The organism is Bacillus sp. NMTD17 (assembly GCF_002998735.1).
Taxonomy (GTDB): domain Bacteria; phylum Bacillota; class Bacilli; order Bacillales; family Bacillaceae; genus Bacillus.
This window is the reverse complement of record NZ_PVRH01000003.1, coordinates 46,283-68,958: the sequence shown is the minus strand read 5'-3', so window position 1 is coordinate 68,958 and position 22,676 is coordinate 46,283. Positions and strand designations below refer to the sequence as shown.

26 protein-coding genes are annotated in these 22,676 nt (G+C 41.2%); 7 read left to right on the top strand and 19 right to left on the bottom strand.

The annotated features are described in order from the left end of the window. Positions 1 to 73: 73 nt before the first annotated feature. Together sodA and C6347_RS09880 are read right to left on the bottom strand one after the other, a co-directional pair. A complete protein-coding gene (sodA, locus tag C6347_RS09885; RefSeq protein WP_007501264.1) occupies positions 74 to 682 on the bottom strand; it encodes a superoxide dismutase SodA in 609 nt (202 codons plus the stop codon). Positions 683 to 869: 187 nt separating this feature from the next. Further along, positions 870 to 1,355: a DUF456 domain-containing protein gene (locus C6347_RS09880; protein ID WP_060596679.1), complete on the bottom strand. Its 486-nt coding sequence runs from the start codon at positions 1,353 to 1,355 to the stop codon at positions 870 to 872. Positions 1,356 to 1,498: 143 nt separating this feature from the next. Between C6347_RS09880 and C6347_RS09875 the strand changes: the two genes are divergently transcribed. Next, positions 1,499 to 2,269 (top strand): DUF1189 domain-containing protein, encoded by a 771-nt coding sequence (locus C6347_RS09875; protein WP_060596678.1) that lies wholly within the window; start codon positions 1,499 to 1,501, stop codon positions 2,267 to 2,269. A gap of 54 nt (positions 2,270 to 2,323) precedes the next feature. Here C6347_RS09875 and C6347_RS09870 read toward each other — a convergent pair whose 3' ends face one another. Further along, positions 2,324 to 2,869 (bottom strand): GNAT family N-acetyltransferase, encoded by a 546-nt coding sequence (locus C6347_RS09870; protein WP_060596677.1) that lies wholly within the window; start codon positions 2,867 to 2,869, stop codon positions 2,324 to 2,326. A gap of 205 nt (positions 2,870 to 3,074) precedes the next feature. Here C6347_RS09870 and C6347_RS09865 point away from each other — a divergent pair, with 205 nt between their 5' ends. Continuing rightward, positions 3,075 to 3,377, top strand: a complete 303-nt coding sequence (locus C6347_RS09865) for a hypothetical protein (protein ID WP_003217371.1) — start codon at positions 3,075 to 3,077, stop codon at positions 3,375 to 3,377. A gap of 105 nt (positions 3,378 to 3,482) precedes the next feature. Then, complete coding sequence (gene ispG / locus C6347_RS09860) at positions 3,483 to 4,595, top strand: flavodoxin-dependent (E)-4-hydroxy-3-methylbut-2-enyl-diphosphate synthase (RefSeq protein ID WP_060596675.1); 1,113 nt, start codon at positions 3,483 to 3,485, stop codon at positions 4,593 to 4,595. A 43-nt stretch (positions 4,596 to 4,638) separates the two neighbouring features. Here ispG and C6347_RS09855 read toward each other — a convergent pair whose 3' ends face one another. After that, on the bottom strand, positions 4,639 to 5,001 hold the full coding sequence (locus C6347_RS09855; protein ID WP_060596674.1) for a DUF308 domain-containing protein: 363 nt from the start codon (positions 4,999 to 5,001) through the stop codon (positions 4,639 to 4,641). Positions 5,002 to 5,140: 139 nt separating this feature from the next. Here C6347_RS09855 and C6347_RS09850 point away from each other — a divergent pair, with 139 nt between their 5' ends. Next, positions 5,141 to 5,719 carry a 5' nucleotidase, NT5C type gene (locus tag C6347_RS09850; protein ID WP_066030654.1) on the top strand — a complete coding sequence of 193 codons (579 nt, stop codon included), beginning with the start codon at positions 5,141 to 5,143 and terminating at the stop codon, positions 5,717 to 5,719. A gap of 86 nt (positions 5,720 to 5,805) precedes the next feature. On the opposite strand, the gene C6347_RS09845 is transcribed toward C6347_RS09850, so the two are convergent. From C6347_RS09845 to C6347_RS09825, 5 genes are all read right to left on the bottom strand, one after another. Then, positions 5,806 to 6,723, bottom strand: coding sequence for an ROK family protein (locus tag C6347_RS09845; RefSeq protein WP_060596672.1), 918 nt, complete (start codon positions 6,721 to 6,723; stop codon positions 5,806 to 5,808). Positions 6,724 to 6,857: 134 nt separating this feature from the next. Beyond that, positions 6,858 to 7,286, bottom strand: coding sequence for a zinc uptake transcriptional repressor Zur (gene zur / locus C6347_RS09840; RefSeq protein ID WP_012010595.1), 429 nt, complete (start codon positions 7,284 to 7,286; stop codon positions 6,858 to 6,860). Continuing rightward, entirely contained in the window at positions 7,264 to 8,124 is an 861-nt protein-coding gene (locus tag C6347_RS09835) for a metal ABC transporter permease (RefSeq protein ID WP_106071622.1), read from the bottom strand. Before C6347_RS09835 ends, zur begins: the two co-directional genes overlap by 23 nt. After that, positions 8,124 to 8,900 (bottom strand): metal ABC transporter ATP-binding protein, encoded by a 777-nt coding sequence (locus tag C6347_RS09830; protein WP_095285396.1) that lies wholly within the window; start codon positions 8,898 to 8,900, stop codon positions 8,124 to 8,126. Before C6347_RS09830 ends, C6347_RS09835 begins: the two co-directional genes overlap by 1 nt. A gap of 135 nt (positions 8,901 to 9,035) precedes the next feature. Then, a complete protein-coding gene (locus C6347_RS09825; protein WP_066030651.1) occupies positions 9,036 to 9,917 on the bottom strand; it encodes a YitT family protein in 882 nt (293 codons plus the stop codon). A gap of 140 nt (positions 9,918 to 10,057) precedes the next feature. Here C6347_RS09825 and C6347_RS09820 point away from each other — a divergent pair, with 140 nt between their 5' ends. Then, positions 10,058 to 10,312, top strand: coding sequence for a DUF2624 domain-containing protein (locus tag C6347_RS09820; RefSeq protein ID WP_060596669.1), 255 nt, complete (start codon positions 10,058 to 10,060; stop codon positions 10,310 to 10,312). A 48-nt stretch (positions 10,313 to 10,360) separates the two neighbouring features. Here the strand turns inward: C6347_RS09820 and C6347_RS09815 are convergent, their stop codons facing one another. Both C6347_RS09815 and C6347_RS09810 read right to left on the bottom strand, forming a co-directional pair. Further along, positions 10,361 to 11,254: a deoxyribonuclease IV gene (locus tag C6347_RS09815; protein WP_106061278.1), complete on the bottom strand. Its 894-nt coding sequence runs from the start codon at positions 11,252 to 11,254 to the stop codon at positions 10,361 to 10,363. 9 nt (positions 11,255 to 11,263) lie between these two features. Continuing rightward, on the bottom strand, positions 11,264 to 12,583 hold the full coding sequence (locus C6347_RS09810; RefSeq protein WP_106071621.1) for a DEAD/DEAH box helicase: 1,320 nt from the start codon (positions 12,581 to 12,583) through the stop codon (positions 11,264 to 11,266). 155 nt (positions 12,584 to 12,738) lie between these two features. Between C6347_RS09810 and vrrA the strand changes: the two genes are divergently transcribed. Then, positions 12,739 to 13,434, top strand: a complete 696-nt coding sequence (vrrA, locus tag C6347_RS09805) for a VrrA/YqfQ family protein (RefSeq protein ID WP_066030649.1) — start codon at positions 12,739 to 12,741, stop codon at positions 13,432 to 13,434. A 157-nt stretch (positions 13,435 to 13,591) separates the two neighbouring features. Further along, a complete protein-coding gene (locus tag C6347_RS09800; protein ID WP_034661333.1) occupies positions 13,592 to 14,536 on the top strand; it encodes a 4-hydroxy-3-methylbut-2-enyl diphosphate reductase in 945 nt (314 codons plus the stop codon). 39 nt (positions 14,537 to 14,575) lie between these two features. Here the strand turns inward: C6347_RS09800 and C6347_RS09795 are convergent, their stop codons facing one another. From C6347_RS09795 to ccpN, 8 genes are all read right to left on the bottom strand, one after another. Beyond that, on the bottom strand, positions 14,576 to 15,697 hold the full coding sequence (locus C6347_RS09795; RefSeq protein ID WP_106071620.1) for a Nif3-like dinuclear metal center hexameric protein: 1,122 nt from the start codon (positions 15,695 to 15,697) through the stop codon (positions 14,576 to 14,578). After that, on the bottom strand, positions 15,690 to 16,406 hold the full coding sequence (locus tag C6347_RS09790) for a tRNA (adenine(22)-N(1))-methyltransferase (protein WP_106030984.1): 717 nt from the start codon (positions 16,404 to 16,406) through the stop codon (positions 15,690 to 15,692). Before C6347_RS09790 ends, C6347_RS09795 begins: the two co-directional genes overlap by 8 nt. 120 nt (positions 16,407 to 16,526) lie before the next feature. Then, the gene (gene cccA / locus C6347_RS09785; RefSeq protein ID WP_003217503.1) at positions 16,527 to 16,886 is read right to left on the bottom strand and encodes a cytochrome c550; all 360 of its coding nucleotides are present in this window, start codon (positions 16,884 to 16,886) and stop codon (positions 16,527 to 16,529) included. Between the two features lie 302 nt (positions 16,887 to 17,188). Further along, a complete protein-coding gene (gene rpoD, locus C6347_RS09780; protein WP_008342392.1) occupies positions 17,189 to 18,310 on the bottom strand; it encodes an RNA polymerase sigma factor RpoD in 1,122 nt (373 codons plus the stop codon). Between the two features lie 201 nt (positions 18,311 to 18,511). Continuing rightward, the gene (gene dnaG / locus C6347_RS09775) at positions 18,512 to 20,341 is read right to left on the bottom strand and encodes a DNA primase (RefSeq protein ID WP_106030983.1); all 1,830 of its coding nucleotides are present in this window, start codon (positions 20,339 to 20,341) and stop codon (positions 18,512 to 18,514) included. Positions 20,342 to 20,373: 32 nt separating this feature from the next. Further along, positions 20,374 to 20,874, bottom strand: a complete 501-nt coding sequence (locus tag C6347_RS09770; RefSeq protein ID WP_060596665.1) for a YaiI/YqxD family protein — start codon at positions 20,872 to 20,874, stop codon at positions 20,374 to 20,376. 261 nt (positions 20,875 to 21,135) lie between these two features. Then, on the bottom strand, positions 21,136 to 21,957 hold the full coding sequence (locus C6347_RS09765) for a pyruvate, water dikinase regulatory protein (RefSeq protein WP_106071619.1): 822 nt from the start codon (positions 21,955 to 21,957) through the stop codon (positions 21,136 to 21,138). Between the two features lie 25 nt (positions 21,958 to 21,982). Next, the gene (ccpN, locus tag C6347_RS09760; RefSeq protein ID WP_024423017.1) at positions 21,983 to 22,621 is read right to left on the bottom strand and encodes a transcriptional regulator CcpN; all 639 of its coding nucleotides are present in this window, start codon (positions 22,619 to 22,621) and stop codon (positions 21,983 to 21,985) included. Positions 22,622 to 22,676: the final 55 nt, after the last annotated feature.

Below are 22,676 nucleotides of genomic sequence, written 5' to 3'. Positions count from 1 at the left end.
ATATGTAAAAAAAGGAGGGAAAATATAAAAAGACCTGCTTCTCTAAAGAGCAGGTCTTTTCAAATCGAATGATTTATTTAGCTTCGCTGTAAAGGCGAGCCACTTCATCCCAGTTCACAACATTCCAGAAAGCTGAAATGTAATCAGGACGACGGTTTTGGTAGTTTAGGTAGTAAGCATGCTCCCAAACGTCAAGTCCTAGAATTGGTGTTTTTCCTTCAGTTAAAGGAGAATCTTGGTTTGGCGTGCTTGTGATTTCAAGTTTGCCATTGTTCACAACAAGCCATGCCCAACCAGAACCAAAGCGTCCTGCAGCTGCTGCAGCGAAATCAGATTTGAATTTTTCAAATCCGCCTAATTCTTTTTCGATTGCATCTGCAAGTTCACCAGTTGGTGCGCCGCCACCGTTTGGTGAAAGAAGCGTCCAGAATAATGAGTGGTTAGCATGTCCTCCGCCATTGTTACGTACAGCTGTACGGATGTTTTCAGGCACAGAGTTTAGGTTAGCCACTAGCTCTTCGATTGATTGATCTTCAAGAGCTGATACACCTTCGATTGCTTTGTTTAAGTTTGTTACGTATGTGTTGTGGTGTTTTGTGTGGTGAATCGTCATTGTTTCCTTGTCGATATGTGGTTCTAATGCATCGTAAGCATATGGTAATTCTGGAAGTTTAAAAGCCATGGTTAAATTCCTCCTTAGAAATGTATGTACTGAAATGCTTCCTTAGGTCGTAAGCAAGCAATTCAACCTACTCAAAGAGTATCAAAAGAATTGGCTTGTTTCAATGTTATTGCTCATGATCTGAAACATTTCAGTGTTTATTTTGTATTTAGCCCTTTAGAAAAAGTTTTAAACTCCCTTTTTCTATTTAGCGAAGGACATAAAATAAAAAGATGCCCAGCATCAGCGCTTGAATCAATCCTTTGGCAAATACACCTGATATAAACCCGATTAATGAGCCTAATCCCACTTTCACACTCGTCTTCACATCTTTTTGATGAACAAGGAGCTCTGCAATGACACTTCCGATAAATGGACCAATGATAATTCCTGCAACGGGAATCACAAAAGGACCGACTAATAACCCAATGGTGCTTCCCCAAATAGCTGCACGACTGCCGCCAAAACGCTTGACCCCAATGAGGTTTGAGACATAATCTGCCGCAAATAATACCGCGGTAAACACGGCTTGAATGAGCCAGAACGTCAGTGTAAGCGGCTCGAAGCTGAAAAAGAAACCATATAGAATAAATCCGAGAACCATAAAGACCACGCTAGGGATAATTGGATAAACAAGTCCAACAAACGCAATGATAAATGCACAGATAACCAGAATCCAATACAGCACGTCCAAGTCACTGCCGCCTCCTTTTTATATGCTGTATACATTATGCCTCATTCCATCTATCTTAACCAGCGATGAAGGCCATACTTGTACTTGATAGATAGACATTGATACAATATGAGAAATAGAAAAGAATGTAGGAAGTGAATTGATTGAACGTATTTAAACTATTGTTAAAAGGCATTTATTCTCCAAAAGATATTGCTAAAGCACGGTTTACAGGGATTGGCAAAGCGATTTTATTCATTTTTATCCTTTCGATTATCGCAGCAGTTCCTCAGGGTTATCATATGAGTCAGGAGATCTCGAATGCGATGTCAGGATTTCAGCATGTGATCAAAAAAGATTTACCTGATTTCTCAATCGAAAAAGGAAAGCTTCAAGCCGATCAAAGTGAACCGATAGAAAAAGAAGAAAACGGCATTACGATCATTTTTGATCCTGCTGAAAAAATAAAAGCAAGTGAGCTTGAATCAAAGCAAACAGCCATCGCATTATTAAAAGAAAAAGCAGTGATTGCCATTGATGGCCAAATGACAGATATCCCGTATCAGCTGCTTGGTGGGACGCTGACAAAAGACGAACTTGCCCGCGTCACAAATCAGAATCAAGCGATTATTATCCCAGTCATCTGTGTGCTGCTGTATCTATCAACTGCGGCTCTCATGTTCATTAGCGCAACTTTCCTTGCGATGCTTGGTACATTTATTAAACGCATGCAGCAAAAAGAGCTGTCTTTCCAAATGCTTTGGAAACTCTCTGCTTATTCACTCACATTAACAACGGTCTTTTTCGCCATCATGAGTGCATTAAACACGCCTGTTGCGAATTCATTTTTATTAAATTGGGTCATTAACTTTATCTTCTTATACCTTGTCGTAAAGGAAATACCCGCTAAACATAAACCACTTGTCAAAAGTTAATGAGTAAATGAAAGCTCCCCCAACTTGGAGGAGCTTTTTATGTATGTTCATGCTCTATGATTCATCTGGATGAATCATCGCAAACAAATAATGATCCTCCCACACGCCATTAATCTTTACTTTTTTACGATTCAGTCCCTCATTTTCAAAACCTGTCTTTTCAAGCACACGAATGGAACCTATATTACCCGGCTTTACTCCAGCCTCAATACGATGAAGGTGCAGTTCATCAAAGGCATAATCGATGATTAAACGAATGGCTTCTGTCATATACCCTTTCCCGCCATGCTTTTCATCAAGTACATACCCCAGCCAAGCTCCTTCTATCGGGCCTCTTACGACAGAACTTAATGAGATCGTCCCAATTAAGGCATCTGTTTCATTTAAGAAAATACCATGCATGTAAGCTTCATCCCGTGCACATCTTTCCACACTGCGCTGAATTCGTTCAATTTGACGAGATAACGTGAAAAAATCATCTTTGACCAAAGGTGTAAATTGCTGAAAATATGAGCGATTCTCAAGTTCAAGTGTGAATAGTGATTGTGCATCATTTTCTGTTAGCGTTCTCACATATATATGCTGACTTAGTTTCTTCATAAACTCCCCCTTCTTTTATTTTATCATAATGGTCATAGAAGCTTGAAAAAAGCACCGCCAAGCGTAAAACAAAGTGTTTTTTCAATTCATTACAAGACTCACTAGAACTAACTAGAACCACGCTTTCCAGCTTTTCTCCTCATTTTGGTTCTATCATTTCAGGACATGCATAGACTGAAGTAAACTCTTAAAAGCGGTGAGTGAAATGCGGCGTATTATTTTTTTGCTAATCAGTTTGTTTGTCCTTTTTATTATCTTTTTTGATTTAAAAAATGGCACCATTCCTGTTGAAGAAGGTCCAGCTGTCCCTGCAAATGCCTTTCAAACACCTGAGAAAAAAGCATATAAGAATGTGACTGTGAAACAAGGTGAAACCGTCGTCTCTATCGTCCATACAAGCAAGCCACTTGATGAAGTCATTGAAGATTTTGAAGAGCTGAATCAAGGCGTCAAAGCAAACGAAATTCGGGCAGGCAGCACATATAAGTTTCCGGTGTATAAGAGATAAAACGTTAATTCCTTGTCATTCATACAAAGAGACTGTTACAATATGAACTGTAAAACAAGACGTACATGGCAAATGATTGCTTGTACACTAAGGAGCGATTGACAAGTGAGTGAAGTCACACATCGTACTAAAACGCGTCCCGTCAAAGTGGGACCTTTAACTATAGGTGGAAATAATGAAGTTGTCATCCAAAGTATGGCAACAACCAAAACACATGATGTCGAAGCGACAGTAGCTGAAATTAAGCGTCTTGAAGAAGCAGGCTGTCAAATCGTGCGTGTCGCATGCCCAGACGAGCGTGCAGCAAATGCGATTGCGGATATTAAAAAACAAATCAACATCCCGCTTGTTGTCGATATTCATTTTGACTACAAGCTTGCACTGAAAGCCATTGAAGCAGGTGCAGACAAAATTCGAATCAACCCAGGGAACATCGGAAGACGAGAAAAAGTCGAAGCTGTTGTGAAAGCAGCAAAAGAAAAAGGCATTCCAATCCGTATTGGGGTAAACGCCGGTTCATTAGAGAAAAAAATTCTTGATAAATACGGCTACCCAACAGCAGATGGTATGGTCGAAAGTGCACTGCACCACATTAAAATTCTAGAAGATCTAGATTTTCATGATATCATCGTCAGCATGAAAGCATCTGATGTTAACCTAGCAATTGAGGCGTACGAAAAAGCGGCAAAAGCGTTTGATTACCCTCTTCACCTTGGGATTACTGAATCAGGTACATTATTTGCAGGTACAGTCAAAAGTGCAGCTGGTCTCGGCGCTATTTTGAATATGGGGATTGGGAATACACTTCGCATCTCATTAAGTGCTGATCCAGTTGAGGAAGTGAAAGTAGCACGTGAACTGTTGAAATCATTTGGTCTTGCATCAAATGCAGCAACACTGATCTCTTGCCCAACTTGCGGCCGAATTGAAATCGACCTCATAAGCATTGCAAATGAAGTCGAAGAATATATCTCCACGATTAAAGCACCGATTAAAGTAGCTGTTCTTGGCTGCGCTGTAAACGGTCCAGGTGAAGCGCGCGAAGCTGACATCGGAATCGCCGGCGCTAGAGGCGAAGGCCTATTGTTCCGTAAAGGTGAAATTGTTCGTAAAGTGCCAGAAGAAACAATGGTCGAAGAACTGAAAAAAGAAATCGATAAAATCGCTGAAGAGCATTATGCAAAAATGGAAGCTGAAAAAGAAAAAGCGAACGCATAACAAAAAACGCCTGACGTCACTGTCAGGCGTTTTCCTGTTCTTGTTAAAAGAACGGGGTGATAAATATGCCAAGGATGACGGAAACAATTCCGATCCCGATTGACCATGCGCCAAGCGCATGTGCTCCTTTTCTTCTTGCAATATAACCAACGACGATTGCCGCTACTCCTAATAGCACCGGCAAGACAAATAGTGAGATAATCGCAATTGCGAGTGCTGTATAGCCTATCCCCTTACTGCCTGAATCGTCACCTGCTTGGTCACGTTCTCGTCTGTCTACTCGATCTCTTGAAGCCTGATATGGCTCTGCAATTTCAGCAGCTGTTTCCTCTAGATAGCCATCATCATTACTAAAGTTTGTGTCGATTTCACGATCATTTCTTCTGAAATCTTCGTCTCTTTCCATGATCAATTCCCCCTTTTGGTTAATAGAAAGGAGCTTTTTTAGTATGAGCAAAAATGTCTGTTTCATGTTTGCTAAAACTTGCTGGAATTGTGAATTGATTATGTTACACTTTAAGAGTATAAAAATGAGGAGTGTGGGCATGTTACGTTTAGGAATTGATATAGATGGCACAGTGACGGCGCAGGACACCTTTGTTCCCTATTTAAATAAGTCGTTTCGATGTGCCATGACACTAGATGATATGACAGAATATGATTTGACGAAGCTTTTAAATATTTCTCAAGAAGAATTTTGGGGCTGGATGAATGAGCATGAGCCTCTTATATATAAACAGGCAAAGCCTGCTAAGGATGCAAAAGAGATTCTTGATCAAATGAAACATCAACACAGGCTGATTTATATTACAGCAAGAAGGCAGCATCACGCGGATATCACCTTTGAGTGGTTTCACAAACACCACGTGCACTATGATGACATTGAGCTGGTTGGCGGTCATCATAAGCTCGAAGCTGTTCAAAAGCACAAGATTGATGTGTTTTTCGAGGATCATCATGGGAATGCTACGATGATTGCAAAAGAGGCTGACATTCCGGTTATTCTTTTTAACTCCCCTTATAATCAAATGCCCCTTGACGACAGGATTATACGCGTCAACAACTGGCAGGAAGCATCTCAATGGATCAAACAATACGAGCAGCGTTTGGAAACTGCTTATTAATGTAGAAAAGCCGATACTTTAATATATCGGCTTTTGATTGTGGACAAAGAATGCAAGGGTTTGTCTACATGCTGAAACCGATACGTTTAATGTATCGGCTTTTTTGATGGAACAAGCTGACCTTCTTTCATGAGAAAATGGTACAGTGCTCCCTTCATGCCTGCCTGATTCAAGTAGTAGCACGTTTCCAGCTTCACCTGAATATTCTTCCATGCATGCAGTGTATGTAAATGTTTCTCAATGCTTGATAGTAAATCCGGTCTTGCACTTACGCCGCCGCCTATGAGGATTTTCTCTGGATTAAGAACAGTTGCTACATTGTAAATGCCAATGGCGATTCGCTTATACCACTGATCCACCAGCTTCTCAATGGACGGATCGTGCTTTGCCTTTTCAAAAATTTCTTGACCGTCTATTTGAGTACTTTGCGGAATTCCTTGCTTTTCTTTATAGCTGCGAATTAATCCAGCCGTTGAAGCACTGCTGTTGAGTGTTGTAAATTGTCCATTTTCTGTCTCTGTCAGCATCATGCCAAATTCACCGCCGCGGAAGGAAGCCCCGCGCACAAGCTGACCGCCAGCGAAAAGACCACCGCCAACACCTGTCCCAATCGTCATACAAATAAAGCTGTCACAATCTTTCGCATGGCCACTATATTTTTCTGCAAGAGCTGCACAATTCGCATCATTTTCAACTTCAACACGAAGAGATGTTTTCTCTTCTAGCAGTGTTTTTACATTTTGGCCATTTAAGGCGATGATGGCTCCTGCAAATTCTGTATAACCTGTTTCACTGTCCACAAAACCCGGAAGACTAATAGCGATTCCGCTAACATCCGACGTTCTTTGATATTGCTTGACCACATCCGCCATAGCTTCTAAAAACGGTTCAAGCTGCCGGCAGTTCGTTTGATAGTCACCGCTCGTGACCAGCTCCCCATCCTGATCCATTAATCCATGTTTTGTTCTCGTCCCGCCTACATCGAACACGACATAATACGCCACTTTTGACCCCTCCCTTTACTCCAAAAGACGCAAATTGCTGCATCGTACCTTGTTCTCATTTTAATGAAACAGCCGCCCTTTGTAAAACGTTTTCAAAAAGACAAAAGAAAAAGCCAGCTCTGCGGCTGGCTTTTTCATGAGTGAACTTCCTTCGGTTCGCAGGAAGGACACGTTCCGTAGATTTCGAATTTATGTCCGCTAATGTGATAATCCTCTAAATCGGCGTCTAGCTTGTCCATAGGACAGGCATCGATCTCCTTTGTTTTACCGCATGCAAGACAAATAAAGTGATGGTGGTGATGAGAAAATGAGCATTTAAAACGAAAAAGCTTCTCCCCTGACAATTCCGTTGTTTCTAATATACCTAAGTCTTCATATAGCGATAAGTTTCGATATATCGTATCAAAGCTAAGACCTGGGTAGTCTTCACTTAGTGCCGTCAGCACATTTTTAGCGGTCAAATATTTATCAGAATCAGAAAACAATTGAAGCATATCTTCACGTTTGCTTGTATATTTGTAGCCTTTTTCCTTTAATAAATCAAGTGCTTCTTGTACGTTCATGATGATTCCCCCTTCTGAATTTTCCAATACTAATACATCCGATTAAAATCAAAATGGACAGCATCACAATGGTTCCGCCTGGCGCTAAATCTAGATAATAGCTTAAGATTAATCCGGCCAATACAGACAATTCACCGAACAAGATCGAAAGGAAGATCGCTTGTTTGAATCCTTTGGCAATGCGGATACTTGCCGCAACAGGAAGCGTCATAAGCGCAGAGACAAGCAGTGTACCTACGATACGCATTGATGCCGCAATGACAAGTGCGACGACTAAGATAAAAATAAAATGAATCCATTTCGCTGAAATACCAGAAGCCTTTGCATGCTCTTCATCAAAAGAAAGTAAAAACAATTCTTTATATAAAAGCACGACAACTAACACAACAACGAGTGAAATCCCAACAATAATCCAAAGATCTAATCTCGAAACCGCACTGACACTTCCGAACAAATAACTAAACAAATCGGTATTAAAGCCATTCGCTAGTGAAATGAAGATGACGGAAATCCCGATACCACCTGATAAAATAATAGGAATCGCAAGCTCCTGATAATGCTTATACACGGAGCGCAGACGTTCAATAAACAATGAACCGGCAACAGAAAACGCCATCCCTAAGTACAGCGGGCTCACCCCTGTAAAGAGGCCAAACTTTTTATCAAGAAATAAGCTTGCTGCAATACCGGCAAGTGATACGTGACTGAGGGCATCTGCAATCAGCGAGAGCCTTCTCACGACGATAAATACACCAAGTAAGGGCGCAATAAAGCCGATCAGCATTCCTGCGATAAACGCATTTTGTAAAAATTCATAATGAAAAAATGGAAATAGCATTATTCATGTCCCCCATGATGGTGATGATCGTGATGAATCACTTGAATGTCATGTCCGTAAAATTGAGATAACGCTTGATCATCCATTGAATCAAACGTTTCTGCATCCCCGTGGAAATGAAGTGTCTGATTTAAGCAAGCCACATGGGTGACTTTATCAGACACGGTGCCAACGTCGTGTGTGACGAGAATTAAAGACATTCCTTTTTCTTTGTTCAATGTTTCAAGCAGCTGATAAAAGCCTTCTACTGTCCGCTGATCTACCCCAACCGTCGGTTCATCTAAAATGAGCAGCTTTGGCTGACTGACGAGCGCACGGGCAATAAAAGCACGTTGCTGCTGACCGCCTGAAAGTTCACCGATGTTTTGGTGCTTTAAATCTTGTATGCCAACTGAGCGAATGGCATCCTCAACTTGCCATTTGTCCTGCTTGCTCATTCGTTTGAATAAACCAATTTTCGCCGTCAATCCACTTGCAACGACCTCGTAAACAGAAGCAGGGAAACCCGTATTAAAACTATTCGCCTTTTGAGAAACAAATCCAATTTGATCCCAGTCTCTAAATTTTGACGCAGGCGTGCCAAATAGCTTTAATTCACCTTGCTGTGGTTTAATGAGCCCAAGCAGGCATTTTAATAAGGTTGTTTTACCAGATCCATTCGGTCCAACAAGTGCTAGAAAGTTCCCTTCCTCTACTGTTAAATGAATGTGATCAATGACATTTCGCTGTCCATACGAGTACGAAATATCCTTCATTTCAATAATTGGCTTTGCCATGAATCTTTCCACCTTTAATCAATATAAAAAGAATGATTACGATTTATACAACAAAAAGAAAATGGCTTTTGCCATTTTCTCTGTCCATACATATATTTCATTATATAAAAGAAAGATTAAAAAGTAAAATAAAAGCTAATGAATGGCTGTTTTGAACTTACCGCCTTTTGTTTCATGCGTATCCATAATCGTAATAAATGCTTGACCATCAATTTCAAATACAATGGATTTTAGCTTTGTAATTTCAAGTCTTGTGACAACGGCGTAGATGACATCCTTTTCTTCATCTGTATAACCGCCTTTCCCTCTCAGCTTTGTCGTTCCCCTGCCAAGTCGATGAAGAATCGCATCTGAAATTTCATCATAATAATCTGACACGATAATGACAGCTTTTGTTTCATCAAGCCCTTGAATGACAGCATCAATTGTTTTCATTGCCAAATAATATGTCATGACAGAATACATAGCCTGCTCTGGTCCGAAGACAAAGCCTGCCCAAATAAAAATGAACACATTGACGATCATGACAAACTCACCGACGGAGAAAGGAATTTTTTTCGTCAGAAGAATTCCTAAGATCTCTGTTCCATCCATTGAGCCTCCATTACGGATGACAAGTCCAACACCAAAACCAAGTAATAGCCCGCCAAATACAGTGGCTAAGATCGGCTGATTTGTAAATGCCTCTACATGATGGAGTGAAGATTCAATCACGGCTAAGCTGACAATCCCAATCACAGTGGAAATGAGAAACGTTTTCCCAATATGTTTGTATCCTGATATCATAAATGGAATATTTAAAATGACAACAATCGTCGCAAAATTGATGAATGGGTTATCTGTAAAGAGATAATCCAAAATAAGCGAAATGCCGATGATGCCTCCATCAATAATATTGTTTGGCACTAAAAATAATTCAATGCTGACTGCTGCGCATGCAGCTCCTACTAGAATCAGGAAAATTCTCAAAATAAAATGAGGCACTGATTCCTTTCTATGCTGTTTACTATTTGCCATACGTTCTCCCTTCTACACATGTTAAATTTTCAATAATCATTTTATTCACTTTACTATTTTATCATTTCACAGGGTAAAATAAAATTTTTTGCACATTTTCCGTTTTCGCCCATACATTGTTACAGAGGGGAGGAATGGAATTGATTTTAATTCAAAAAATTGTCCTGCAGCGGCTTAATCAGATCACAGCAAATGATCTGTTAAGGTATGCGAAACAGTATGGTGTCAGTTTAACGTCAAACCAAGCTGCCGAGGTGGCCAAACTCATGAATGGGAAAAACGTCAATATTTTTAATGATGCAGAGCGTAACCGGCTTCTTAAGCAAGTGGAAGCGATTACTTCTAAACAGACAGCTCAGACTGTCAATGATCTGTTTAATCAGTTTACAAGTTAAGCAAAAAAGGGCCGCATTTAGCGGCACCTCATGATGTTGTATGCTTTTTTACTGACCCTTAATTTTATCTAGTAAGCCTTCGTCAAATTGCTTTTCTTTCAGCATCGCAATTTCGAATTTGTAAGGTGGTTTTTTGTTCTTTTTATCTTCACCTACATAAGGCGTTTCTAAGATTTTGGGCACTTCTTGAAGCTGCGGGTGATGCACAATATAGTTCAGTGCATCGAAGCCAATTTCACCAAAGCCGATATTTTCATGTCGGTCTTTTCTTGCGCCTTGTACGTTTTTACTGTCATTAATATGAAGAACCTTGATTCGGTCAATACCGACGATTCGATCAAATTCTTCTAACACCCCATCAAAGTCAGTCACAATCGGGTAACCAGCATCGTGTGTGTGACACGTATCAAAGCAGACAGAAAGTGCTTCGTTATGTGTCACTCCGTCGATAATTTGGGCAAGCTCTTCAAAGCTTCTTCCGCACTCTGATCCTTTGCCTGCCATTGTTTCAAGTGCAATTTGAACCTTTTGCCCTTTTACGATGACTTCGTTTAAACCTTCAATGATTTTTTGGATTCCTGCTTCTGGTCCTGCTCCGACATGTGCACCTGGGTGGAGAACAATCTGCCCTGCACCTAGCGCTTCTGTACGTTCAATCTCAGAGCGAAGGAAGTCCACGCCAAGCTCAAATGTCGCTGGATTGACGGTGTTCCCAATATTAATAATATACGGTGCATGTACGACGATATCTGTCATACCATGCTCTTTCATATGCGCTTGTCCAGCTTCAATATTGAGGTCTTCAATTTTTTTGCGGCGCGTATTTTGCGGTGCACCTGTATAAATCATAAACGTATTCGAACCATAAGAGGCAGCTTCTTGACTCGCTGCAAGAAGCATATGTTTTCCGCTCATGGATACATGTGAACCAATCTTCAACAATGTTTCCCCCTACTTTCCATTACGCTTTGACTTTCTACGTTCCTGTCTCTTGATTTTGTCCATCTCACGTGTCATTTTCTTTTTATATCCAGGTTTGACGGCTTTCGGTTTTCTCACAAGACGCTTTGCTTTTTCTTCAATTTCATTAGGTGCTTTTTTACGTCTTTGACGCTTCAAGCGGTCATCTGCATCTCGCCATTCGCCATGAACAATGGTTTTGTTTTCAAACACAACGCCCATTTTCTCGATTTGAATGAGTGCATCCTCATCAGCAAGCTCATAAATAGTCATCGCAATTCCAGATGAACCAGCTCGAGCTGTTCTACCAACACGGTGAACATAAAAATCAAGATCAGTTGGAAGTTCATAGTTGATCACGTGGCTGACGCCTTTAATATCAATTCCGCGGGCTGCAAGATCAGATGCCACAATATAAGTGAACTCTAAATCATCAATTTGTTTCATTACTTTTTTACGTTCGCGCGGCGTTAATCCGCCATGAAGCACTCCAACTTTCATTCCTTTTTCTTGTAGGAATGATGCGATTTCATCAACGGTTGTTTTTGTATTGGCAAAAATGATGCCTAAATAAGGCTGTACATTCGTCACCATTTCATGAAGCAATTTTAGCTTGTCACGCTGTTTAGATGGGACTAAAATATGCTGAATATTTTCAGCTGTAATTCGTTTTGGTTCAACATGGGCATATTTTGGATTGTCCATATATTTTTTCAGGAACGGCTTTAGTTTTTCTGGAATAGTTGCTGAGAACACAAGCATTTGCAGCTGTTCTGGCATTTGTGAACCAATACGGTCCACATCTTCTAGAAATCCCATATCCAGCATTAAATCCGCTTCATCAATGACAAGAGATGTCGCTTTGTAAACATTCAGCGCCTGCTCATGAATGAGGTCAGCAATACGTCCAGGTGTACCGACGACCAAATGCGGCTGGGTTTTTAGCTTTTGAATGGATTTCTGCTTGTCCGTTCCGCCAATGTAAAGCTTTGCTTTCATCTCTTCTTCTGGAGAGGCATTCTTTAAAATCGTTTGGGCTTCTTTGAAAATTTGATTGGCTAATTCTCTTGTAGGTGCAGTAATCACAACTTGTACTTGCTCTTTGCTTGGATCAATTGAATGAATAAGCGGCAATAAGTACGCGTGAGTTTTTCCTGTTCCTGTTTGTGATTGACCAATCACGCTTTCTCCTTTTAACACAGCAGGGATGATTCTTTTTTGAATATCAGTTGGCTCATAAAAGCCCAGTTCATGAATAGCATCTATAATAAAAGGCTTTAATTCATATGTCGTAAATTTTGTTTCGTTCATGTTTTCACTCCTTAAGGCAATGCCTTTTTGCTCATCTCCTCATTATAGCTGATTATCAGCAAAAAAACCATGTCCGCTTTTCTTACAGGAAACCAATTGATGCTTCCTTGCATAACCTATGAAGAGAAAGAGAATGCAGTAAGGGAGGTACAAGTATGTTAGGGCAAAAGCCTATGGGCGATTTTCAGCCGCACCGTCCCTCACGCCGGCATCTTGGAAATGGCGGACAACCCGGGATTTTTCAAAGAGGGCAGCAGCCTCCTATCGAACAGCCTTTTCAAGGGCAAGGCAATCAATTTCAGCAAATGATACCTCGCTCCCCGTCTGTACAGGGAGGCGGTATACGCGGAATGGGCGGAATGCCAGGAGGCGAAAGCCGTGCACTAGGCGGCGGCACAGGAATGAAAGGCATGCTCGCTAAATTTCTTCCTGGCGCAGGGGGAGCAGGGGTCTCTGGAGGTGGTGCGGGATTACAAGGAATCCAGAGCTTCACAAATCCTGCGACCCTCTCAAGCATGTTAGGAAATGTACAAAAAGTGCTCGGTATGGCGCAGCAATTTACGCCAATGATTCAGCAATACGGTCCTTTAGTAAGAAATCTGCCTGCGATGATTAAGCTGTACAGTCAGCTCGGCAGTGCGGATGATGAAACAGGCGAAGATGAAGAACCTAAAGAGATCGGCGAGGAAACAGAAGTGCCGCAAGAAGAAGCAGCACGAGATGATGAAATAGAAGAAAACAAAGAACCAGAGGACATCCTGGTCAAAAAAGCAGCTCCTCACACATCATCTGCTCCTGAAGCAAAACCGAAAAAAAGACCTGGCAGTTCTGTTCCAAAACTATATGTCTAGTGATCTTTTAACGGCGAAGTGTTCACTGCGTATAACAATCTTTGATATATGCGCTTACTTTGGCTATAATGGAAGCTAGAGAATGATAAAAAGCCGTTTTTTACGGCTTTTTATATTGTTCTTCTCTAGAAGCACTTCCCTACAGGAGGACGAATAAATGAATGTAATTAAAATTTCGCCGCGTGGCTATTGCTATGGCGTTGTGGATGCAATGGTCATTGCTAAAAATGCCGCACTTGATAAAAACTTGCCACGCCCAATTTATATATTAGGTATGATTGTGCACAACAAGCACGTGACAGATGCCTTCGAAGAAGATGGGATCTACACACTGGACGGACCAAACCGCATGGACATTTTAAAGCAGGTTGAAAGCGGAACAGTCATTTTCACCGCTCACGGCGTTTCACCTGAGGTTCGTCAAATTGCAGAAGAAAAAGGCCTTATCACCATTGATGCAACCTGTCCCGATGTAACGAAAACACATGAACTCATTTCAGAGAAAACAGCCGATGGATATGACATTATTTATATTGGGAAAAAGGGTCATCCTGAGCCAGAGGGAGCTGTCGGAGTAGCTCCTGACAAGGTGCATCTTGTCGAAACAGAAGCCGACATTGAGGCGCTCGATTTAACATCAGATAAACTGCTCATCACCAATCAGACGACGATGTCTCAGTGGGATGTTCACGATCTAATGGAGCTGATTAAAGAGAAATACCCTCACGTCGAGTACCATCAAGAAATTTGTCTTGCGACACAGGTACGTCAGGAAGCTGTTTCCGAGCAAGCTGGCCAAGCTGATCTTACCATTGTTGTCGGCGATCCAAAAAGTAATAACTCCAACCGTCTGGCACAAGTGTCCATGGAGATTGCTGGAACGCAGGCTTACCGTATTGGTGACCTAAGTGAGCTCAAGCTGGAGTGGCTGCAAGGCGTAAATACCGTTGCCGTTACTGCTGGTGCTTCAACACCAACACCTATTACAAAGGAAGTCATACGTTTCTTAGAAAACTACGAGCCGGATGATGAAGCAACTTGGAAGATTGAACGGTCGGTTCCTCTTTCGAAAATACTACCGCGCGTGAAAACAAAGAAATAAAGAAAACGTCAGAGCATAGCAGCTCTGACGTTTTTTTGTTTACATAAATTGAAATGGGTTTGTGTTCGATTCAGAAACAAAGATCTGTACATCATACTTTTTATCTGAACATAGCGATTGAAGCTTCGCCTTTACGCCCTCTTTCATAATCTTTTCTGCATAATGCCCTGGGTCCACTACGTTCAGCCCGAGCATCATGGCATCATGGGCGACATGGAAATAAAGATCCCCTGTCACATACACATCAGCACCCATTCTTTTCGCTTGATGAATGTATTTATTTCCGTCTCCGCCAAGCACAGCCACTTTTTTCACAACAGCGTCCTGATCACCTACAAAGCGAGCACCATTTACATCCAGCTTTGTCTTCACAAATCGTGTAAAATCTCCAAGGGTCATAGGCTCTCTTAGCTCCCCTATACGGCCAAGGCCTTTTTGAATAGGAGGAAGATCTGTCGTGTGTACACTATAAGCGACTTCTTCATAAGGATGTGCTTTAATCATTTCACGAATCACTTGTTTTTCTATACTTGCCGGGAAAATGGTTTCAATCCGCACTTCTTTGACAAATTCCAATTGACCGCTCTCACCAATGAACGGATCCGCATCTTCTGATGGCAAAAAGCTGCCTGTCCCCTCATTTGAAAACGCGCAATGGCTGTAGTTGCCAATATGGCCTGCGCCTGCATTTCCTAAAGCTGTACGGATGGCTTCTTCAAATTCCTGCGGGACATACAGGGCAAGCTGTTTGATTTGATCTTCATATGTCGGGACTAACACACTTGTTTCTTCAAGCTCTAAAGCCTCCGCAAGCAAGTCATTGACTCCTCCATCAGCCACATCTAAATTCGTATGTGCCACATATACCGCAATATCATGTTTGATGCATTTCTCAATGATCCGTCCAGCTGGCTGATCTGTCGCTACATGTTTTAACGGACGGAAGATCGGTGGATGGTGAGCAATAATGAGATCCACATTTCTTTCGATCGCCTCATCTACCACATTCTCTAATACATCCAAGGTGATCATGACATTGTTTACCTTTTTATTTAACGTCCCAATCTGGAGACCGATTTTGTCACCTTCTACGGCATATGCCTTTGGTGAAAATTGTTCAAATAATTGGATGATTTCATGTCCGTTTACTGTTTTAGCCAACAGTCAAAACCTCCTTTAGAATCTTTATTTTTACATGCAGCTCTTCAAGGCGCTCCTTATTCTCTTCTGCCCGCGCTGCCTGCTGAATTTGACTTTCTATTTTCTCCATATGCTGAAGCTCTTGCATCCACTTGCGCCGGAAGACGTCGTTTTGCTCTTTCGCAAGAAACGGACCAACTAGCATGCCTGTTTCAATCGACATCCCTTCATAGGCTTTATCTTTGTCGCCTTTTTCTGCGATCATGATTTCGTATATTTTGCCATCCTCTTCTAAAATGACTTCATCCATCAATTCATACCCCTCTTGATAGAGCCATAAACGAATGTGGTGAGCATGGATATTTGGCTGAAGAATGAGCCTCTCATGGCCTGCGAGCTTATGCTTGCCATCATTTAAAATGCTTGCGATGAGTGCTCCGCCCATACCTGCAATCGTGATAGCATTCACTTCGCCCTTTTCAATAACTTCAAGGCCATTGCCTTTTCTGACCGAGATCTGGTCATCTAATTCAAGTCTATGTACTTGCTGCTTCGCCGATTGAAGCGGTCCCTCAGTAATTTCACCAGCAATGGCTTTTACTGCTTTTTGATGCAGGATCGCATAGCATGGCAAATAGGCATGATCTGAGCCGATATCAGCAAAGACGGCCTCATGCGGTAAAAAGTCTGCGACTCTTTTTAATCGTTTTGATAAATTCATTTCATTCATACGTATCACTACTTTTCTTTAATGTTCATACTTGTCTATCTTATATAAATTATGGACTTTTTAAAAGTCGTTTTCAAATGAAAAAAGCTCTTCTGATGAAAAAGAGCTTTTTGCGTAACATTATTTAATTTTGGATACCCATTCCGACATTTCATCGAGCTTTTCATTCGGGATCAGCCCGCCTGGCATCCCGTTGCCGCCTTCTTGAATTTTCTTCTTGATGTCTGCCACTTCAAGCTTGTCTCCAACGCCTTTTAATGCAGGACCTGCGCCGCCTTCATAGTTTTCCCCGTGACAGCTCAGACAGTTTTGCTTATACAATTCTTCCGGCGTCGCATTCGCTGTCTCTTCTTGTTTTTGCTCCTCGCCTCCAGAGGCGATTTTGTCTTCATCTTTCAACCCCTTCATTGATAAGAAAAAAGTGAGTCCAATACCTAAAATGGCAATCAATAAGAATGGTATAAGTGGATTCCGTTTCATTTCTTTCATCCTCCCCTTTGTGAAAACCCCTTTGAGACTATGCAAACAATTCTAATTCTACTTTAATTTTACAAAAAGTAAACGAATTATGATACAAAACTTTGGTCAAGTTCACAGATTAGACAAAAATGATGCAAGATGAGAAATGAAGCCTTCAGCACATTTTGATGTATTTTTTATACATCTTTTCTCTAAGAACGTTGCAAATTCATTTGTTATTCAGTAAAATATAATCAGATTGAAAAAAGCGTTTTCATTTTTGATGAAGAAAGAACGGATCTCTTTCAAGATCCGTCCAGTTTCTACTCTAAGAAGTCTTTTAATCGTTTACTTCTGCTTGGGTGTCTTAATTTACGCAGAGCTTTCGCTTCAATTTGGCGGATACGCTCTCTTGTGACGCCGAACACCTTTCCAACCTCTTCTAACGTACGTGTTCTTCCGTCATCTAGTCCGAAGCGTAGTCTCAGTACATTTTCTTCACGGTCCGTTAGCGTGTCTAATACATCTTCAAGCTGCTCTTTTAACAATTCGTATGCAGCATGGTCAGATGGAGATGTCGCCTCTTGGTCTTCAATAAAATCACCAAGATGCGAGTCATCTTCTTCACCAATAGGTGTTTCTAAAGATACAGGCTCTTGCGCAATTTTAAGAATTTCTCTTACCTTTTCTGGAGTTAAATCCATGTCTTCAGCAATTTCCTCTGGCGTTGGTTCTCTGCCTAGGTCTTGCAGAAGCTGTCTTTGAACACGGATCAATTTATTAATGGTTTCCACCATATGAACCGGGATCCTGATTGTTCTGGCCTGATCGGCAATCGCACGCGTGATCGCCTGTCTAATCCACCAGGTTGCATATGTTGAGAATTTGTATCCTTTGCGGTAATCAAACTTCTCAACTGCCTTCATAAGACCCATGTTTCCTTCTTGAATCAAGTCAAGGAACAGCATACCACGACCGACGTAGCGTTTCGCGATGCTGACAACGAGACGAAGGTTTGCTTCCGCTAATCTTCTTTTTGATTCCTCATCGCCTTCTTCGATCTTTTGAGCATACGTAATTTCTTCTTTAGCAGATAACAAATTGACGCGTCCGATTTCTTTTAAATACATACGAACAGGATCATTAATTTTGACACCTGGTGGTACGCTTAAATCATTCAGGTCAAATTCCTCTTCTGCTTTAGCCAGCTGCTGAACATTTGGGTCTTCTGTCTCTTCGTTTTCACTGATGAGCTCTACACCCTGTTCGCCTAAGTATTCATAGTATTCATCCATTTGGTCTGATTCAATTTCAAAGCTAGACATACGCTCTGCAATTTCTTCGTATGTTAAAACGCCCCGTTTTTTACCCGTTTCAGTGAGCTTATCTCTCACCTGTTCAAAGGTTAATTCAGTTTCGGTTTCGTGGGCTTGTTTATCAGCCATTATGGATCCCTCCTTCCAAAGCTTGCAACGAATTCTAAAGTAACTTGCGATTTGCTTTCGCTCTGCTTTTCTCTCTTTATCAAACAGATGAGCAAATAGGAATAAAATAAATAATGATGAAGGCAAGATGCTTGCGGTCTTATGCTCCTCCCGTAAAGGATTCATTGCCAGCCGTAAGTCTTGTCATAAATATTAGACGTATTACTTCAGCGAACGGTTCAACTGAATAATTTCTTTTGCAAGTGTTGCCGCTTTGAAGAAATCTTTTTGCCTCTCCGCTTCTGCACGTTCTAGTTCTTTTTCCTTTATCATTGACAAATTCCGATGATTCAACACTTTTTTTACATAATCACTTAATTCAGCTTCACTTAGTTCGTCTCCAACTTGAATCATGAATATATCCGTCAGAAGCTGATTGATAATATCATCTTCTATACGGTTCATCAGATGCTGCGGCGTTGGTTCTTTGCCTTCTTCATACAAAGCATAAATGTACGTGGCCAGCGCCCTGTGAGAATCTATATTAAATTCAATACCTACTCTGTCAAGTACTTTTCGGATCACGTCATCACTTTTTAACATATGAGCAAGCAGCATTCGCTCTGCATTTTCATATGCTGGCCGCAGACGCTTTCTTCTTACCTGTGTTGACAGATGTGCACGCCGTTTTTCAAGCCCGCTTTCTTCCTGTGTGCTTTTGGCTTCTTGCCGCTGCTGTTTTTCAAACAGCTCCAGTTGTTCTTTTAATGAATCAAGTGAGATCGAGAACTCTCCAGCAATCTGTTTCATGTAAATCTCTTGTTCCAAGGAACCGTTTAACCGGCTAATTTCTCGGAGTACCTGCTTCATATAAGTAAGCCGGTCTCCTTCATCAGATAAATTCTTTCCTCTACGGAAAAAGTTCATCTTAAAAGTCATTAATGTCACACTTGCATCTATGATGTCATTCCTAAATTTCTCGCCGCCATATTTACGAATGTAATCATCTGGATCAAGTCCATCTGGTATCATGGCAACGCGAACTTTACATCCTCTTTTTCCAAGCAAATCTGATGCTTTCATGGTGGCTTCATAACCGGCCGTGTCAGAGTCATAGCAAAGAATGATCTCTTCTACGTTACGTCTGAGAAGTTTTACGTGCTCTTCTGTTAGAGACGTACCCATTGTTGCAACACTTTCGCCGACACCTGATGTGACAGCTGAAATGACGTCAGCAAATCCTTCGAAAAGAACCGCCCGTTCGCGTTTTCGTATATGCATACGCGCGTCATGAAAGTGATAAAGCAGCTTACTTTTATGAAAAAGTGGCGTTTCAGGACTATTCATATACTTAGGCTGCTGATCACCAAGCGATCTTCCGGAAAAAGCGACGACTGTCCCATGATGATCATGAATGGGAAACATCACACGATCCCTAAAGCGGTCAAAAAAGCCTGTTCCGTTTTCACGTTGAATCAAAAGACCAGCCTTCTCCATCATCACAGGATCAAACCCTCGTTTTTCTAAAAACTTGGTCACGAAATCCCAAGAGTCAAGAGCATATCCGATCTCAAACTTGGCAATTGTTTCATCCGTAAAGCCTCTCGCCCGTAAATAATCGAGTGCGTTTTGACCTTCCTTTGTATTTACCAGCAAATGGTGGTAAAATTTCTTAAGAAGCTCATGCGCTTCAATCATTTTATGATCTGCAGTGTCCTCTTGCTGTGAGGAGCTGACCTGAGCATTTGCTACATGATCAGGCAAATCAATATGGTACTTATCAGCAACATGTGAAACGGCTTCAATAAATGAGTAGCCTTCCATTTGTCTGAGGAACGAAAATACATTACCTCCTGCACCACAGCCAAAACAATGGAAGATTTGCTTATCTGCTGAAACAGAGAATGAAGGAGTATTTTCACCATGGAATGGACAAAGACCGAAGTAATTTCGACCTTGCTTTCTAAGCTGTACGTATTCTCCAATCACTTCGACAATGTCTGCGTTTTTTTGGATTTGCTCCAAAAGTTCATCTGGTATACGTTTGCTCATCCTATAACACTCCGTCGTACATTATTCGCCTTTTAATTCAAAAATCCTTCATGATTCGACAGGATTTTTTGTAGCTGCGCAATAAATCGCTTTTTATCCTCTTCTAAAAGCTTTTTGGGACCTTTTCCATATACACCTTTTCTTCGCTGTTTACTGGAAACATGTCTGCGTTCCAAATCAAAATCAATTGTTTCGTTTGTGTACATCCGTCCTCTTTCAGACAGTACAATGACCTGTCTTGGAAGCAGTAAGGAGGCAAGACCAATGTCTTGGGTGACGACAATATCATGCGCGGCAGCTGAGTTCGCAATGACTAAATCCGCTGCTTCCTTATGTGTATCTACAAACCGCCAATCTTCAAGTGGAGATCTTTTGGTTTGAAAATGCTCATATGAAGCAATGAACGTCACAGGTACTTGAAATTGAGATGCGACAGAAAGGATTTCGTCTTTTACAGGACAAGCATCTGCATCGACATAAATCGTCCTCTCTTGTTTATGTTCATTCAGGTGACTAATTCTCCATCCCTCCACCTTATTCCTGCTTTAGAGAAGCAAAAAGACCATACTTTCCCCCCATATAGCAAACAACAGTAAAACTCATTTTGTCGAAAAGTTATGTTCAGAATCACTTGACTTCTGCCAATATTAGTTTATTCGTTCTTGACTTAACTTAAACCTAAAATCAATCATTTTATCACAATTTTTTATTATAATACAAATGCAGCAAATATGCCATTGTTTTTGTTTACCCGTTTCCCACCATAGGAAAAACCCAGGAGGAGCATCCTGAGTTTATTCGGAACCTCTTTTGGTCAGCATTTGATGAATGACATTTGCCGTTTCCTCAACTGCTTTATTCGATACATCAACGACTTGACAGTTAATGCGGTCCACCACTTTTTCAAAATACTCTAGTTCTTCTTTAATCCGCTCAATGTTCGCATAAATTGCGCGATCATTTAAACCTAGAGATTTCAAACGCTCTTTACGAATATGATTTAGTTTGTCTGGACTGATTTTTAGACCGATGCATTTTTTTGGATCAACTGAAAATAACTCCTCTGGCGGATCTACTTCAGGAACAATTGGAACGTTCGCTACCTTCAGCCGTTTATGCGCCAAGTATTGAGATAGTGGTGTCTTAGATGTGCGTGATACACCGATGAGCACAATATCAGCCTTTAGAATGCCTCTTGGGTCTCTGCCGTCATCATACTTCACTGCGAACTCAATGGCTTCAACCTTTTTAAAATAGTCCTCATCTAATTGACGTACACGCCCCGGCTCATGTTTCGCTTCATTTCCATAAGCAGTCTCCATTTTATCGATGAGTGGTCCGATGATGTCATAATAAACGACTCCGTTTGCTTCTGCCTCTTCAATTAAGAATTGGCGCATTTCTGGCACAACAAGAGTAAAGCAGACGATTCCGTTATCTGCTTTCGCCAGTGAAATGACTTCTTTAATCGTACCGACATCCTCTACATACGGAATTCTTCTAATATTTGAATGGTCTGATGAGCCGCCATCAAATTGGCTAAGTGCCGCTTTGACCACGAGCTCTGCCGTTTCTCCTACTGAATCTGATAACACAAAAATTACGCGATTACTCATAACATCCCCTCGCAGTCTTCTTTAATTAGATTATTTCATTCTCCGATAAGCTAACAAGTATTTTCGTCATGTTTGTTTTCGTAATTCTGCCGACCACTTCAAAGCCTTTATCCGTATCTTTTATAACAGGAAGTGCATCTATCTGCTTTTCAATCAAGTGCTTCGCCACATCCATAATGAAATCTTCCTTGCGGCAAACGGTGATGTTCGGCATTCTTGTCATAATAATATGGACAGGGATAGATGGAAGCTCCTGTTTTCCAATACTTGCGCGAAGGAGGTCTTTCCTTGACAACACGCCTGTTAAAATAGAGTGATCATCCACAACGAATAATGTGCCCACATCCTCTAAAAACATCGTACAAATCGCATCATAAACTGAAACATTCTCATGTATCACCACTGGAATGGATTGAAAATCTTTTACTTGAAGTTTTTTCAGCTTATCTGCTAGAAGCTGCGTGCCTGTTTTTCCTGTGAAAAAGTAGCCGACCCTTGGTCTTGCTTCTAAAAAGCCTGACATCGTTAATATGGCTAAATCCGGTCTGAGGGTCGCCCTAGTTAAGTTCAGCCGATCGGCGATATGCTCTCCAGTGATCGGACCATTCTCTTTGACAATCTGTAAAATCTGCTCTTGCCGTTTATTTAACTCGATTGTACTCACCACCTTTAAATAGAGAGAGCGAATCTTTACTTTATGTATATCATTTTCATAACTC